This window comes from Lacticaseibacillus chiayiensis (assembly GCF_004123795.1).
In the GTDB taxonomy this organism is placed as follows: Bacteria; Bacillota; Bacilli; order Lactobacillales; family Lactobacillaceae; genus Lacticaseibacillus; species Lacticaseibacillus chiayiensis.
In genome coordinates, this window is sequence record NZ_MSSM01000023.1 from 18,111 (window position 1) to 32,543 (window position 14,433).

The window sequence follows — 14,433 nt, forward strand, 5'->3', positions numbered from 1 at the left end:
GTCGTAGAAATCGCTCCTGCTCGCGCTCACCAAAAAAATCACCCCTACGATCATACGTATCGCAGAGGTGATTTCTTGTTACGGTTCAATGATCACTGCAACTGCTGCAATTCTCATCGATTCGTTTTGCTTATTACTGGGTTTTGCCCATCAACGACAGTGGTGCCGCTTCTGATCATGCTTGCAATGCAGTTCGTGAGTCTTGAGCCGCCTGACGACAAACACTACTCAATCCATTACTGAATTTCAATGTTGTGACCAGACTCCTTTGATTCAGTCAACTTTGGGCATGTGATGTTAAGAACACCATCCTTGTAGTTTGCCTTGATGTTGCTGTCATCAACGTTTGGCAGTTGATAGCTCCGACTCATCGTGCCATAGCTGCGTTCGGACATCATGACGTTGCCGTTCTTGTCGGCGTGATCTGTAATGTCATCCTTGTGAACATTGATGCTCAAAATGCCATCATGGTAGTTCAGCTTGATGTTGTTCTTATCGATCCCAGGAACATCAACATGAACTTCGTAAGCGTCCTTGGTCTCCTTAACGTCAGTCAGCAATCCGTTGACGGCCGTGCTGGCAATGGAAGGAGTTGCCCAATCCATCCAGTCAGATACCGGGCCGAAGAACCGACGCGCCAAGTTGTCAAAGAACGGATCATTAACATCATTCATCAACTCATTATTACGACGATTCATAACTTCATTAGCCATAACAGATAACTTCCTTTCAATCAGAGACTTCTGGAATTCGGGAAACGTTCTTGGCTCCGGAGCCTTTGTTCCTTTTCCCTCGCTCCACCTATAGTTATACCACAAATTAGCACTTGTGAACGCCAAGTGCTAATTTTTTTGAAAAAAGTTTTTGCTCGCGGTTGTTATGGGGCGTCATTATTGAGTTTTGGGATTGTATATCAACCTATACCTGTAATTGGCTCAGAGTAATTGTGGCTGTGGCTGCGAGCAATTTTTGGGGTAGTCGGAATTTGCTCTATTGTCGGCAATCATGGTTGGACTGTCGTGTTCTATAACGCGCTCACCGGCGCAGGAGCCTGCGTGTAAGGACCTTGGTCGCAATGGCAAAAAACGCCATCACGCCCAAGGCCACTTACACTCCGGCTCCTAATCGCGCCGGTTCGCGCTCAAAAAAAGATCCCAAACAATTTCTCATTTGGAATCCGTGGCTTAACTAAAATTAGTTTTCATTTTCAAGGCGTTCTGCTTCTTCGTCAATTGTTTCGAAGCCAGACTTCTTAGGCTTCTTTTCAGGATGTTCTTGGCGCTCCTTTTCAACCTTAGCGATCAAAGCTTTCTTCTGTTCTTTGCTCAATGATGCCATGTGATGTCGCCTCTCTTTGGTGTGAGTTAGAAGGTTTGACCCTTTCAACTTCTGTTATACCACTTAAACGCCACCTTGACACATCCGATTTTAAATCCGCTCCTATGAACGCCTCTTGGGCGGAGCAATCAGGTCGATTCATTTCAGGTACAACCAGCTCAAGATTTTGCCCAATCAAATGGTTTGACCTGACTGATATCACCTGCCTCAGCCTGTGCCAAGCGATAATTAAGATCAAGCTGTAACAGCCATCTAGCACTTAGGCCAGTGGCTTGCTCAATTTTCCGCGCAACATTGATGCTCATGTACGCATGCCGATTCAAAATAAATGAAAGCTGTTTTTGCGAAACGTTAATGTGTTCCGCAAACTCAGACTGCGTAATATGGTGATACGCCATCAGTTCCTTCAGCGCATCAGCTGCCGAAGTCGTTGGCACGATGTTCATGGGTACTGAGTCATTAAAATCTACTTTATACATAAATAAAGGTCCCCCCTTTTAGTGGTAATCTTCAATACCTACAAAAACGACTGCCACGATTTCTGCAGTATCCACAGATTGCTGATACTCGTCATCAAATCCAGCAAATAATAATCGATAATTTGCACTGACATCAACCGCAAACAATCCTTGCCGATCACCCTTTAAAGCGTGAAGCCTTGAAGGTGGGAATCTGGACACATCATCCAAAGTTGTCGCCGCTGCAATTTCATCAATTCTTGCCGCAATTCTTCTACCAACACTAGTACCGAAAATTCGATTTCGTATGCGCGGATCTGTTAACTGCCTTTCTAATCTGTTGTTCTTCGCCTTAGCCTCCATCAACGCCCTAACCTTCTATCGGTATATTACCATGAAGGTATATTCCTTTCAAGTAATTTTTTGAATTATCACGGCGCTGTATGCAACTACGCCATATGCATCACTTTCAACCGACTACGCCCGGTTCCGGCCGGCTGTACCTGAAGCTGATCGGGAATGTTATCGCGTAATTCCGTGACGTGGGAAATAATACCGATCAACCGCGACTCGCCTTCCAATGACTCAAGGGCATTCATAGCCACATCAAGGCTATTGGTATCCAAACTACCGAACCCTTCGTCAACAAACAAAGCATCAATGTTGATGCCGCCACTTTCCTGTTGAATGACCTCACCTAATGCCAATGCCAGACTAAGCGCCGCGATAAAGCTTTCGCCGCCGGATAGCGTCTGAACCGCGCGCTGTTCGCCAACTTGATCATCATAAACATCGATTTCCAAGCCTGAGTGAATCTTTTGGGTGCCTAAATCAGTATGCAGCACAAATTGATAACGATTGTTGGAAAGCACCTGCAGGCGGGTGTTGGCAACATCTAGAATCTGCTGGAGATAGGCTTGCAAAACATACCGTTCCAAACTTAGCTTCTTAGGACCGTTCCCATTCATCACCGTTGTCAATGTCTGCAGGTCAGCAAAGGCAGCCAAGGCCGCTTGGTTTTCTGCCAAAATATCCGACGCCTGCTTCAATAACTTTTTCGCCGTGTCATAGGTCTGCTTCACTTCGATAAACGCCGTCTGAGCCTTCGTTGCGGCTTCTTCCGTGAGCTTAGCCTGCTCTTCAAGCTGATCAAGTGCCGGTTCCTGTTGATCGCCGATGGTTTTATTGCTAGCGTCCTGTAACGTCTTCTGCTGCAACACCGCATCCTTATAAGCCTGCGTTTGCTGTTGCAGATCCGGCAATTGTGGCAACTGCTTTTGCAATGCGGCAAACTGTTCAGAACCATTTTCGCCAAAATATTCCGTCACGGCTGCTAAAAAGTCCGTTGCCGCTTTTTGATGCTCTTTTTCCAGCTTGGCAATTTGTTCCGTGGCGTGGCGTGCATCGGCATGTAATCCAGCCAACTGTCGATCTAACTCGTTGACGCGATCCTGCGCAGCTTGTTGTTGCTCCTGATAATCGTTAACCGCCTGGGTCAGTTCTTTCGACTGTGCTGTCACCGTCGCCAGATCGCTTGTTCCTTCCGGCAATGCCGCTTGCATCGTCGCCAATGCACTCGTGGCTTTGGCAGCCTCAAGCTTGGCGGCGTTAAATGTCCCTTGCGCGGTCTGAACCTTTTCCTCATCCTGAGCCACGACTGCTTGTGTTGCCTTCAGCGTTTCTTCCAATGCGGTTTGTTTTGCTTTGGCAGTTTTCAGTGCCTTGACTGTCTTATCAGTAACAATCTTAAGCGCATCTAGCTGTTGCAAAATATTGCCGCGCTCAATGTCTTGATTAACAAGGTTGGGAACTTCTGCCAGCTTTTCAAGAAAATCTTGCTGCGCTGCATTGACTTTTTTATCCGCAGTTGCCTGCTGTTCTTCAAGATTCTTGAGCTGGGTTTGTAGCGTGGTCGCTTTTGCCGCTGCCTGTTGCCGGTTTTGTTCTGCCTGCTTGATCGCCGTCTCGGTTACCAGTGGTTCAGTCGTAGTTACGGCAGGATGCGGATGTTCAAGGCTGCCACAAACGGGACAAGGCGTGCCAGGTTTTAACTTAGCCGCCAACCGGGCAATTTGCTGCTTGATTTGGGTTTGCTGCAGATCGGTTAATTGCTGCGCTGTCGTTTCACTGGCTTTTGTGGCTTCAGCCAGCGAAGTTTTGACCATTGCCAGCTTTTTCTCTAGCGCGGCGGCGTCAGCTTGGGCTTCCTGATAGTTGGTCGCAATCGGCGTCAACATTGCCATTAACTGCTTTTGGTCAGCTGCTTGGTTCGCCAAATCGGCCACTGACAGCCCAGACAACTCGGTTTGTTGCTGCGCGAGCGCCTGCTGATCGTCAGCAAGCTTTTGTTGTGCCTGTGCCAGAGCACTCTCTGCTTTTGCAACTGCATCGGCTTGCTTTGCCGCCTGCTGCTTTTGCGTTGTCATGGCGACTAACTGTTCCCGAACCGACTGCAATTGATCGAGCTGCTTTTTCTTGGCTTCAACGGCAGGCGCTTGTTGCTGTAAATCGCTTAACTTGGCTTTAGCCTGCGCCATGGCCTGTTGAGTGGTCACCAAAGCCGCGTTTGTCTGTGCGGATTGCTTTTTCGCCGCATCCAGGTCCTGTTTCGTACTTTCGACTTGTTGGGCAGCTGCCTCGTGTTGTTGCACCCAAGTTAACTGATCCATGAGTTTCAGCCGATCCCGCTGAGTCGGTTCCTGCTCAGCGAGTTTTGCCAAGGCAGCGGTGGTCAGTTCGCGGTCTTTAAATGCTTGTGCCAACTGTCTGCCTGCCTGAAGCGATGCCTGCGCAACACGATAAGCATGATGGCTGCTGTCAGCCGTTTTTTGTCGTTCCGCAACCGTTGCCGCTTGCTTTTCGACATTTTCCCGCATCAAGTCAAGCTTGTCCGCCGGCGTGGCATTTTCATCTGGCGCGACTTCGAAATCAAATTGCGATGTCAAAAGATTGAGCAGCCGCTCCTGATCCTGGATTTTTGCGCCTTGCTTCTTGGTTTTTGCCAGCATCGCCGCCTGCCACCGTTGAATTAGTTGCGTGCCAAACAAGTCGCGCAATAAGTCTTCCTTAGCATTACTGTCCGCATCCAAAAAGCGCCGAAAATCCCCTTGCGGCAGCAACACAATCTGGCGAAACTGTTTGGCGTCCAAGTGCAAAACTTCATCTAATTGCGCCTGCACCTGATTCTTCTTGGTATATTCCGCCACCTGCTTGTCAGCATTTGCGATCGCCAACATAACTTTAGCTTTAATCTCCGTGAGCCCATCCCCGCGCTTCTTTTGTTGCAGCTGTTGCGGCTGGCGGGTCACCGAATAAAGTTTGCCGTCATGTTCAAACGTCAACGTCACTTTCGTCAAATTATGATGACTGGCAAAATTCGACCGCATCTGAACGCCATCACGCTCGCCTGAAGTTTCCCCATACAAGGCATACATCAAGGCATCAAAAATCGTGGTCTTCCCACTGCCGGTCGGTCCACTGATCAAAAACAACGGACTGGTCCGAAAGTCGTCAAAATCAACCGTTTCATCAGCATACGGGCCAAAAAACCGCATGTGTAATTGTTTTAGTTTCATTGCTTTTGCTCGCTTTCTGCCGCGGTCAGGCCGGCTTTTGCCCACTTCAGCTGATCAGCCGTCAGATCGGTGTGCATTAGTTCTTCATAAAAGGCCTTCAGCAAACTGACCGGATCCAGATCACGTTGCCGCTGTTGCAATGGCTTCACTGCCTGGACACCATTTTCCCGCCGTAAGCTGATGATCCGCGGGTAGATTTTCCGCAATTGAGCCATCACATTCGGAATCACCTGTGTATCGGTCAAATCAATCCCGATGTAGGCATCCCGATCCTGCTGCTGATAATAGGTCGGATCGGTCAAGTCCGCATAACTGGCTTTCAACTCGAGTAAATCATGCTGCGACTTTAACGGCACAAACTCCCGCGCCATGGTGTCAGTGTCCACAATGTAAACGCCTTTTTCCTGCTTGGCCTCGCCTACCGCATACTTCAACAAAGCGCCGCTATATTGAATCTTCGGCTCGCCATGCAGCGCATTGTGGTTATGCAAATGCCCCAGCGCAACATAATCAAACGCCGCCAAATCATCAATCGGCACCGCATCCAAGCCACCGACATTCACCTTCGTCTCTGAGGCACTATGGTCACTGCCAGCTGCAAAAAAATGGCTCACCAAAACATGCCGCATGCCTGGTTTAAACAAGGTTTTCATCTTGGCAACAATCGGGCGAATTGCCTGCGCCACGTTGGTAATATTCGGGTCGTGAAAATAATCGCGCACCGCAAACGGCTCAAAGTACGGCAGCAAAAAGAACTGCACGCCATCGAGTTCAATCGGTTTAAACGCCTCGGCTAACTGCGTATTGACAAACATTTGCGTAGCGGAAAACCACGAGCGTCCTGTCCGCAAACGTACCGCCGAATCATGGTTGCCGGAAATCACCAGCAACGGATAATGCAGTTCACGATTCAGCTTCACGAGCATGTGATCAAGCACGGCCACCGCTGCTTCGCTAGGTAATGCGCGATCATATAAATCGCCAGCAATCACGATCGCATCGACCTGTCGTGCCTGTGCGACCGCCACCAACCGGTCAAAAACTGCCTGCTGGTCAGCTAACAGATCAAAGTCATTTAATTTTTTGCCAATATGCCAATCGGCTGTGTGTAAGAATCGCATTTTCGCGCCTTTCTTTGTTACCGCTTACTTGCTACAATAATATTAGTTATTTAGGAGGAAAAATATGAACACGTTTATCTTTGATATTGACGGCACCTTACTCGATAATGTCGAAGGCTATCTTTATGGCTTGCAGAAAACCCTGTTGCGGCATGGACGCAAGGTCGCGATCCATGATCTGACTTGGACCAATGGCCGCGCAGGTGTTGACAGCTTAAAAGAGCTAGGCTTTAGCGATGCGGAAATTCCCACGGTTCACGAAGAATGGCGGCAAGATTCAAGAGCCTTTTTGACAGATGTTTCCTGGTTTCCCGATATGCAAGCCGTTCTTAAGCAGCTAGGCCAACAGTATAAACTCGGGCTCGTGACCTCAAAAGATAAACCGCAGTTCCTTGAAGAGGACAAGAAATATCACTTCAGCCCGTATTTCCAAACGGTCGTTGTCGCCGGGGAAGCCAAACGCAACAAGCCATTTGGCGATCCCATTACATTGGCGCGCGAACGTCTTGGCGGCAATCCCGAAAAAACAATTTACATCGGCGATACCTCGACCGATGCCCAAGCAGCTGCCAACGCTAATGTCGCCTTCGCCCTTGCCGGCTGGACAACCCCGCCTTCACCAGCTGTTGCACCGCGCATCGCCGTCTTGCACCAAGCCAGTGACTTATTGAAACTGCCTGACTTGGGATAAACAGTTGTTTCTATTATATACTACGCATTTGTCATACTAACGTCATTTTTAACCTGCAAAAAAGGTGCGCAGGAAATTATACAATTTCTATTGAGTTTTTTGAAAAGCCGACCTTCGTATTTAGCAAAAGATCGGCTTTTTCGCGTGTATCCGCTAATTGATTTATCAATTGATGCAGCAAACAAGACATGGCTAAGTTTTTAAACAAGTGAGACCAATGTTATATGGCATATACTGTTTGTTAATATGTGTTGTATTATGTTTGCTTTGTAGAGCATTTTTTAGTTTATTCGAGCAATAACCGATTACTTAAGAAAGCAAACGGGTGGTTTAAAATCGCAAAATCGACGGTAATATTGGTCGCAATTAGGCTTGACGAACGCAGCGACCGGTGGTAACTTAAAACTGTAATAAGGAACAAAAACAAACAACAACGAACAAATTATGTGAGGTGATTCAATGCTTAAAGACGAGCGCTTGCTGACAATCCGCAATTTAGTGGATCGCAAGGGGATTGTGACCGTTAATGAAATTGGCGACAGTTTAGGGGTTTCAACCATGACCGTACGACGGGATCTGGAAGAGCTCGCCGATCGAAATGAGTTAATCCGCATTCACGGTGGTGCCCAGAGCACGCATTTTAAGCCGCTAACCGAATTATCCCGAAACGAGAAACGATCCATTCATGTGAACGAGAAACGGAAAATTGCTGCGACAATTGCGGATGTGATCAGTTCAGGCGACACGGTTTACATCGGACCCGGTACGACCATGGAACTCATTGCCCAGTATCTGAAAAAGCCGGAAGTTCGCGTTATTACTAACAGTCTTCCGGTTTTCCAGAGCTTTCAGGACCGTGCCGACTACTTTTCGCTGAAATTGATTGGTGGCCAGCTTCGTGAGCGGTCCGGTGCTTTTATTGGTAGCTTAGCCAACGAAATGTTAGCCCACCTCACCACCACCAAGGCATTTATCAGTGTCAATGGCATTGCTGATAACCATATCAGCAATGCCAGCCCTGAAGAAGGTCAAACCCAGCGAATTGCCTTGGACAATGCTGGCATGAAATTTGTTGCTGCGGATCATTTTAAACTGAATCGGCAAGACTTCTACAGCTTCTATGACCTTGATCAAACTGATGGCCTCATTACTGATGACGGTATCAGCGATGACGACAAGCAGCATTTCGGCGAGTATACCTCTGTTATTGTAGGAAAATGATAACGCGTTCTCCGGCGCAGAAGTCGGAGTGTAAGGGCCTTGACCGCAGTGGCCTAAGACCGGGCCATCACGTCCGAGCCCACTTACACTCCGACTTCTAACCGCGCCGGTTCACGCTCATACAAAAAGGAGAATAGATAAATCATGGATGTCATTATTGGTGCAGACAAAGACGGATTTGCAATGAAGGAACAAGTTAAGAAGTATTTAGAGGATCATCAATATCGGGTAACGGATGTAACTCCTGAACCGGCTGAAGATTTTGTTGAATCTTCACTGGCTGTTACTAAGGAATTGCTGAATGGCGATGCGCACAAAGCGATTATGTTTGACCGCTATGGTGTCGGCTCAGCCATGGCTTCTAACAAAGTCAAAGGAATGGTCACTGCTGTTGTTCAAGAAGAAAACACCGCGCACATGACGGCTGAACACAACGGCGCCAAAGCCATCGCTATCGGTACAGGCATCACCGGCGTTGACCGTGCCATTGCCATCGTTCAACGCTACCTCGACACTGAATATGCTGGCGGCCGTCACCAGATTCGGTTAGATATGTTGGAAAAAATGATTTAAGCTGCTCCCACATTTATTTAAACCAAGAAAGGAAGTTTCACCCAAATGATTATTGCAATCGGAAATGACCATATTGTGACCAATGAAAAAATCCAAGTCTCCAATATGTTGAAAGACATGGGCTATAAAGTAATTGACGAAGGTACCTATGATACCCATCGTACCCACTACCCGGTTTATGGTAAAAAGGTTGCCGAAGACGTTGCCGATGGTCGCGCAGACTTAGGCATCGTGATGTGCGGCACCGGCATCGGTATTTCAACCGCGGCCGACAAAAACGAAGGTGTTCGCGCGGCGATGGCCAACGACGCAACGTCAGCAGTTTATGCTCGTGAACAATTGAATGCCAACGTCTTAGGTATTGGCGGTGCCGTTACTGGTATCCACTTAATTGAAGATACGGTTAAAGCCTTCCTTGACGCAACCTACAAAGAAACGCCGGAAAACAAGAAGATCATCGACAAGATTGATAAAATCGCTAAGCCTAACCCAGAACAAAAAGACAATCCACACTTCTTCGATGCTGAACTCGAAAAGTGGGACGAAGGCGTTTATCACGACTAATTTGGCTTCATGAGCGTCCACGCGCTCACTAGCCCTGACTAAATGGAGGAATCTTCAAATGACCGTTACTCTGACTGCGGGACAATTTAAACATTTACAACAACTTTCCGATGACAACAACGTCATCTCTGCATTGGCAATTGACCAGCGCGGCTCGCTGAAAAAGATGCTGGCTGCTGCTGCCAACAAGCCGGCTGATGAAACCACGATCGTTGACTTCAAAAAGGCCGTTTCTGAAGAATTAACCAAGTATGCCAGCTCGATTTTGCTGGATCCGGAATATGGCCTGCCAGCGGCTAAAGTTCGAGCACCGCAAGCCGGTTTACTGCTCTCCTACGAAAAAACCGGCTACGATGCCACCGAACCTGGTCGCTTCCCTGATTTGATCGACAACCAAAGTGCACTCCGCATTAAAAATGAAGGCGGCGACGCGGTTAAGTTCTTGCTGTACATTGATCCTGACGAACCAGACAGCATCAACGATCGGAAATACGCCTTCGTTGAACGTGTTGGCGCCGAAGCGAAAGCCAATGACCTGCCGCTGTTCCTTGAATTGGTTTCTTACGATGGCAAGACCAACGAAACCGGCACCGCTGCTTGGGCTAAGGTTAAACCGGAAAAGGTTATCAAGATCACCAAGGAATTCAGCAAGCCGCAATACAACGTTTCGGTGCTCAAAGTTGAGGTGCCGGTTGACCAGAAGTTTGTTGAAGGCTATACCGACGAAGGTGTGACCCCAGTTTACACCAAGGAAGAAGTCGCTAAGTATTACAAAGCGCAGTCAGATGCCACCGATTTGCCGTTCATTTTTCTTTCGGCAGGCGTGTCCAATGAACTTTTCCTTGAAGAGCTCAAGTTCGCCAAAAAGGCAGGCTCAACCTTCAATGGTGTTCTCTGCGGCCGGGCAACCTGGAAGCCAGGCGTTAAGCCATTTGCTGCAGAAGGCGAAGCTGCCGGGAAGAAGTGGCTGGAAACCGAAGGCAAAGCGAACATTGATCGTTTGAACAAGGTTTTGGCTGAAACAGCCACCCCTTGGACGGACAAGGTGACTCACGAATAATTCGTGGTCAAGCCATAAAAGCCGACTCCCCAGGGAATCGGCTTTTTATTAAATGGATGACATCATAACGCGCTCGCCAGCCCAGAAACCTGCGTGTAAGGACCTTGGTCGCAATGGCCTAAGCCCAGGCCATCACGCCCAAGGCCGCTTACACTCCGGTTTCTGAACGGGCTGGCTCACGCTCACTCAGGAGGAGTATAAACAAATGATTTTAACCGTGACTCTGAACCCTTCAATTGACGTTTCTTATCCACTCGACCACCTCAAGATCGACACGGTGAATCGCGTCAAAAATGTTCGTAAGACCGCTGGTGGCAAGGGGCTGAATGTTTCTCGGGTGATTCACATGCTGAATCACGATCTTACTGCGACCGGGTTCATCGGTGGCTATTTTGGCAAATGGTTGGAAAATCAATTGGATCGCGATGGTATCGCCCGTGATTTTCTGCCGATTGACGCCGAAACTCGCAGTTCGATTGCAATGCTGCATGATGGCGGTAAGCAAACCGAAATTCTTGAAGCCGGCCCAACCATTGCCCCTGAAGATGCGCAAAAGTTTCTCGACCACTTCGACAAGTTGCTTGATCAGGCTGATCTCGTCACGATTTCCGGATCCATGCCTCAAGGACTTCCGGAAGACTATTACACGCAAATGATCGCCAATGCTGATGCTAAAAGCGTTAAAGTCTTGCTCGACACATCCGGCGCCACTTTGAAGTCTGCACTCGAAGCGCCGGTGAAACCCCTTTTGATCAAGCCAAACGAAGAAGAACTTGCCGGCTTGCTTAACCGCAAAGTCGATAAAACGGATTATGCCGCTTTAAAGCAAGATCTCATGGATCCGATCTTTGACGGCGTTGACTGGATTGTCGTGTCTCTTGGATCGGCCGGTGCCTTTGTTAAACATCAAAATAAGTTCTATCACGCCGCAATCCCTAAGATTCAGGTCGTCAATCCGGTCGGTTCAGGCGATTCAACTTTAGCTGGCCTTGCCATGGGCATTCACGATGGTAAGTCTGACGAAGACATTCTGAAGACGGCTATGACCACGGGGATGCTCAACACGATGGAAGCAGAAACTGGCTTCGTCAATCCGGCGAAGTTTGATACGTATTTTGCCAAAGTCACGATTGAAAACTATTAAATTCGGAAAGAAGTCAGCAAATGTCAACTTTTGAAAAAATTCAGAATTTGAATCCAGACAGGAAAATTTATCAGCTCACCGATGCGGCGTTTGCCGATTATGGCGTGACCTACTCACAATATGACGTCAGTGAACTCAAGGCATTCATGGACCAACACGTCAGCATCCCCGCTTCGACCGCGGCAAATCTTTATGTTCCTTCCAATCCAGACATGGAAAAGATTCCGGTTGTTCAGCAAATCGGGCGCGATATTTTCGCCGGCTTGCCGATCGAAGCCGGGGAATGTGCCGGACACGCCGATGCCTTAACTGCCGTAGAATTCCACCAAGGCAGCGAAGTGAACGTCTTTTTCACAGATGTTGTCATGGTCATTGGCAAACGCGGCCAAATGCACGCTGGCCAATTCAACGCGGAAAAAGATGCCAAACTGTTCTTCGTTCCGGCGGGGACAGTCGTTGAATTTTTCAGCGACACGTTGCATTACAGCCCGTGTGAAGCACATGCCAGCGGGTTCAAGTTCATCGTCATGTTGATTCGCGGCAGCAATCAACCGCTACCGGCTGATTACCACACGGACAACAAATTGATCGTTAAACAAAACAAGTTTCAAGTCGTGCACGCCACCCGTACCGATAAAATCAAACAAGGGATCCAAGTCGGCGTGACGGGCGAGCTCGTCAAGGTGGCACATTTAGATTAATCAATAATGGCCGACGACGCCGATGCTCCAACAAGCACAAGCTAAGACTCGACCGATCGTTCATTTTTGGAGGCGTTTATACATGGTAGAACTAGAATCAGTTAAAGATGAATCACCATTAAGTCGCTCTTTACAAACAGAACACTATAACGGAGCCGTTGCAGTGGTTTCCGCGGACAAAGAATTAGCAGCGGATTCGCAAGGCTTCTCCCAGATTGATATGAAGGTTCCTTTCGCATCACATACTCTCAGCGGCGCAGGCACCGTCACGCAGCAATTTTTCGGTGTTTTGTTGATGCAATTCGTTGAAAAAGGCACACTGAAGCTGACCGATAAATTGTCACAATATGTTCCTGAGTACAAGCAGGCTGACAACATCACCATCGGCCAACTTGCCACCATGCAAAGCGGCGTGCCGGATTACTTGACGCTCATGGCAGAACCGTTCAAGAAAAATGCACCAGTCACCTTACCAGCTGAGAGACTAGCCTTGCAAATCGACCAGCACAATGCAGCCGCCATGGATCTGGCAAAAGTCTTGGATGTTGTTAACGAGCAACCGTTAGACTTCAAGCCAGGCAGTCAAACGGTTTATAGCAGCACCAATGCTATCTTGTTAGGCGAAGTGCTCGATCGCTTGACTGAGGAACGGCCGCTTGAAGCCGTTTTAAAGGAAAAAATTTACGACCCATTGGCTTTGACACATACCAAAATGGGAACGGCACACGCTTTTGCAGAAAGCTATCATTGGATTGCCGGCAACCCTAATCTCGCTGGCAAAGGCGACGAAAACCAGGCAGATCGCGGCCTCGTTACAACGGTCGACGATCTTGAAAAGTTTGCACAAGCTGTGTTGAAAAATCAGCTGCTGCAACCGAAAAGCTGGGAAACCATTTTCAAGGCTGCCGAGGCCGGTTACGGATTCGGCTGGCACAATCTGGGCAGTGGCTGGTTAGGTAATTCAGGCAGCGTCCTAGGTTACAACGGCTTGCTCAGCATCAACCGCAAGCAGAAAAAAGCCGCAGTTGGATTGACCAATGTCTTAAAGCCGCAAGCAGAGATGACCCAATTCGTCGATAAAATTCAAAAAGCAGCGCTTGAACTTTAATCGCGGTTGCATCGTTAACTAAGAAGCCCCCAACTGTCACAAAATGGCAGCCGGGGGTTTTGACATTCAGTAGCTTTTAGCCGGTATTCTGCCAGTTATCGCCAACGTCACTAATAATGCCGGACTCATCCTCTCCGGCATCGGCGCGACAGCCCCATCAACGCGTGAATTGCACGGTGACGGCAGACTGGTCACTGAATTGTCCGGTCTCACGCTAGCAGACAGGATTCTAAGTTTCGCGCTACTCCTCAGTGAACCAGCCGTTACATTTGAACATACTGTGCTATCCTTTATTCTCTCTGCCGACATCTTCCTCTCGATGAGCAGTCGGCGAACCGATCGCAAAGCTGTCTCCGCATCCCCCAGCATTTCATCGTTCTCCAACGCCTTCAAAAGCGTCATGGCCTTCATGGCTCAATTATTTACGCATGGACTGGTAAGATCGATTGGCTCATCATGCTCCCGCTCGGCATTGGGTCCCAGATTGGTGGTTACTGTTGTCCGATCGTTGTGCGCCACGCACCAGTTAAACTGCTTCGGACTTTAATTGCGCCTGCTGCGTTTGAGCTGGCGACCGATTTGTTTGTGCAGACGTATTCTTAATCAATCCATTGATCCAGCAATTAAGTCAACCACCACTGACTAAAGTCAGTGGCTTGTGAGCAAACACCCTTCTTACGAGCGCTTGAATCACAATTTGCACAGATACACCACTGCAGGCAGTTCGTAGAACTGCTTTGTCTTACACGGCAATTACCAGTGCCTTTAGCGTCCCCAGGTTGCCATAGGGACGAGCCTAATCAGGCTAATTTAGCAAGCCCTTTGATCAGTATGTTCTGCGCGGCATTGTGATCGCGAACGTGATGGGTATGGCATTTA

General features: G+C 48.4%; 14 protein-coding genes. 8 read left to right on the forward strand and 6 right to left on the reverse strand.

Features of this window, described 5'->3' with window-relative positions; genetic code table 11:
- Positions 1 to 236: 236 nt before the first annotated feature.
- The 6 genes from BVJ53_RS09230 to BVJ53_RS09260 form a co-directional block, all read right to left on the reverse strand.
- Positions 237 to 713 carry an Hsp20/alpha crystallin family protein gene (locus tag BVJ53_RS09230; protein WP_016363742.1) on the reverse strand — a complete coding sequence of 159 codons (477 nt, stop codon included), beginning with the start codon at positions 711 to 713 and terminating at the stop codon, positions 237 to 239.
- 481 nt (positions 714 to 1,194) lie between these two features.
- Positions 1,195 to 1,338, reverse strand: a complete 144-nt coding sequence (locus BVJ53_RS09240; protein ID WP_005684115.1) for a hypothetical protein — start codon at positions 1,336 to 1,338, stop codon at positions 1,195 to 1,197.
- Positions 1,339 to 1,496: 158 nt separating this feature from the next.
- Positions 1,497 to 1,817 carry a helix-turn-helix transcriptional regulator gene (locus BVJ53_RS09245; RefSeq protein ID WP_129302161.1) on the reverse strand — a complete coding sequence of 107 codons (321 nt, stop codon included), beginning with the start codon at positions 1,815 to 1,817 and terminating at the stop codon, positions 1,497 to 1,499.
- Positions 1,818 to 1,835: 18 nt separating this feature from the next.
- Positions 1,836 to 2,162, reverse strand: a complete 327-nt coding sequence (locus BVJ53_RS09250; RefSeq protein WP_414467441.1) for a type II toxin-antitoxin system RelE/ParE family toxin — start codon at positions 2,160 to 2,162, stop codon at positions 1,836 to 1,838.
- Positions 2,163 to 2,245: 83 nt separating this feature from the next.
- Positions 2,246 to 5,371: an AAA family ATPase gene (locus BVJ53_RS09255; RefSeq protein WP_129302162.1), complete on the reverse strand. Its 3,126-nt coding sequence runs from the start codon at positions 5,369 to 5,371 to the stop codon at positions 2,246 to 2,248.
- Positions 5,368 to 6,492 (reverse strand): exonuclease SbcCD subunit D, encoded by a 1,125-nt coding sequence (locus BVJ53_RS09260; RefSeq protein WP_129302163.1) that lies wholly within the window; start codon positions 6,490 to 6,492, stop codon positions 5,368 to 5,370. The genes BVJ53_RS09255 and BVJ53_RS09260 overlap by 4 nt, the downstream gene beginning before the upstream one ends.
- Positions 6,493 to 6,556: 64 nt before the next feature.
- Here BVJ53_RS09260 and BVJ53_RS09265 point away from each other — a divergent pair, with 64 nt between their 5' ends.
- The 8 genes from BVJ53_RS09265 to BVJ53_RS09310 all read left to right on the forward strand — a co-directional run bounded on the left by BVJ53_RS09265 (position 6,557) and on the right by BVJ53_RS09310 (position 13,554).
- On the forward strand, positions 6,557 to 7,183 hold the full coding sequence (locus tag BVJ53_RS09265) for an HAD family hydrolase (protein WP_129302164.1): 627 nt from the start codon (positions 6,557 to 6,559) through the stop codon (positions 7,181 to 7,183).
- 459 nt (positions 7,184 to 7,642) lie between these two features.
- Positions 7,643 to 8,404, forward strand: a complete 762-nt coding sequence (locus BVJ53_RS09270; protein WP_129302165.1) for a DeoR/GlpR family DNA-binding transcription regulator — start codon at positions 7,643 to 7,645, stop codon at positions 8,402 to 8,404.
- 144 nt (positions 8,405 to 8,548) lie between these two features.
- Entirely contained in the window at positions 8,549 to 8,977 is a 429-nt protein-coding gene (gene lacA, locus BVJ53_RS09280; RefSeq protein WP_129302166.1) for a galactose-6-phosphate isomerase subunit LacA, read from the forward strand.
- A gap of 45 nt (positions 8,978 to 9,022) precedes the next feature.
- Positions 9,023 to 9,541 (forward strand): galactose-6-phosphate isomerase subunit LacB, encoded by a 519-nt coding sequence (lacB, locus tag BVJ53_RS09285; RefSeq protein WP_129302167.1) that lies wholly within the window; start codon positions 9,023 to 9,025, stop codon positions 9,539 to 9,541.
- 58 nt (positions 9,542 to 9,599) lie between these two features.
- Entirely contained in the window at positions 9,600 to 10,601 is a 1,002-nt protein-coding gene (locus BVJ53_RS09290) for a tagatose-bisphosphate aldolase (protein ID WP_129302168.1), read from the forward strand.
- Positions 10,602 to 10,806: 205 nt separating this feature from the next.
- The gene (gene lacC / locus BVJ53_RS09300) at positions 10,807 to 11,745 is read left to right on the forward strand and encodes a tagatose-6-phosphate kinase (RefSeq protein ID WP_129302169.1); all 939 of its coding nucleotides are present in this window, start codon (positions 10,807 to 10,809) and stop codon (positions 11,743 to 11,745) included.
- A 20-nt stretch (positions 11,746 to 11,765) separates the two neighbouring features.
- On the forward strand, positions 11,766 to 12,446 hold the full coding sequence (locus BVJ53_RS09305) for a DUF4867 family protein (RefSeq protein WP_129302170.1): 681 nt from the start codon (positions 11,766 to 11,768) through the stop codon (positions 12,444 to 12,446).
- 82 nt (positions 12,447 to 12,528) lie between these two features.
- Positions 12,529 to 13,554: a serine hydrolase domain-containing protein gene (locus tag BVJ53_RS09310; protein ID WP_129302171.1), complete on the forward strand. Its 1,026-nt coding sequence runs from the start codon at positions 12,529 to 12,531 to the stop codon at positions 13,552 to 13,554.
- Positions 13,555 to 14,433: the final 879 nt, after the last annotated feature.

Coding starts and splice junctions, on each gene's coding strand:
- BVJ53_RS09230 (WP_016363742.1), bottom strand. CDS start 713: ATGGCTAATGAAGTTATGAATCGTCGTAATAATGAGTTGATGAATGAT.
- BVJ53_RS09240 (WP_005684115.1), bottom strand. CDS start 1,338: ATGGCATCATTGAGCAAAGAACAGAAGAAAGCTTTGATCGCTAAGGTT.
- BVJ53_RS09245 (WP_129302161.1), bottom strand. CDS start 1,817: ATGTATAAAGTAGATTTTAATGACTCAGTACCCATGAACATCGTGCCA.
- BVJ53_RS09255 (WP_129302162.1), bottom strand. CDS start 5,371: ATGAAACTAAAACAATTACACATGCGGTTTTTTGGCCCGTATGCTGAT.
- BVJ53_RS09260 (WP_129302163.1), bottom strand. CDS start 6,492: ATGCGATTCTTACACACAGCCGATTGGCATATTGGCAAAAAATTAAAT.
- BVJ53_RS09265 (WP_129302164.1), top strand. CDS start 6,557: ATGAACACGTTTATCTTTGATATTGACGGCACCTTACTCGATAATGTC.
- BVJ53_RS09270 (WP_129302165.1), top strand. CDS start 7,643: ATGCTTAAAGACGAGCGCTTGCTGACAATCCGCAATTTAGTGGATCGC.
- lacA (WP_129302166.1), top strand. CDS start 8,549: ATGGATGTCATTATTGGTGCAGACAAAGACGGATTTGCAATGAAGGAA.
- lacB (WP_129302167.1), top strand. CDS start 9,023: ATGATTATTGCAATCGGAAATGACCATATTGTGACCAATGAAAAAATC.
- BVJ53_RS09290 (WP_129302168.1), top strand. CDS start 9,600: ATGACCGTTACTCTGACTGCGGGACAATTTAAACATTTACAACAACTT.
- lacC (WP_129302169.1), top strand. CDS start 10,807: ATGATTTTAACCGTGACTCTGAACCCTTCAATTGACGTTTCTTATCCA.
- BVJ53_RS09305 (WP_129302170.1), top strand. CDS start 11,766: ATGTCAACTTTTGAAAAAATTCAGAATTTGAATCCAGACAGGAAAATT.
- BVJ53_RS09310 (WP_129302171.1), top strand. CDS start 12,529: ATGGTAGAACTAGAATCAGTTAAAGATGAATCACCATTAAGTCGCTCT.